The organism is Bartonella sp. AA89HNZF (genome assembly GCF_042196905.1).
Lineage (GTDB): Bacteria > Pseudomonadota > Alphaproteobacteria > Rhizobiales > Rhizobiaceae > Bartonella.
In genome coordinates, this window is record NZ_JBHIRD010000143.1 from 1 (window position 1) to 530 (window position 530).

Here is a 530-nt window from a genome sequence, read left to right on the forward strand (position 1 = left end):
GCGATTTTTGTCAGAAGGACGAGACCCCCACCGATTGCGACTACGAGGCTTGTTGCTAGCAAGATGAGGATTCCTAAGAGACTGTAAAGCAATCCATTGGCTTCGAAGAAGACGGTTTCTTGGAAAAGACGGCCTGCATATTGGAATCCTTTGGTTGCTGCTTTGTCAAGTAAATTCATTAATTGTGTATCATCGAGTGGATTTGTTATGAGTGCCTTTGATAACTCATAGGGCATTTGTGTTATCAAATTGGCAATTTCATTCTGATAAAGTCCTGTGGTAAGAGCTATTGAAGTAATAATACTTATCCGCAGGAAACGGTTTACGAATCCGGAAAGTGGCATATCGATAGCACCCCGAATGATGAGCCAACCATAGATGATGAAAGCGATTGTGATACCGATTGATACAAAGGGTGTAATTGTAGCTATTGTTTTTGAGGAAATGTCCGTGACATATGTTTTTGTTATCTGATCAATTTTATTGAAAAGTTGCGTGAACACTGTAAAGTCCATGGAATTCCTCTTTAA

General features: G+C 39.8%; 1 protein-coding gene. It reads right to left on the minus strand.

Translation table 11 applies throughout. From position 1 onward, the window contains the following. Window positions 1-515 (minus strand): type IV secretion system protein (locus tag ACFIN0_RS10190; RefSeq protein ID WP_375702500.1); only part of this gene is annotated, 515 nt, incomplete at its 3' end. Between the last annotated feature and the right edge of the window lie 15 nt (window positions 516-530).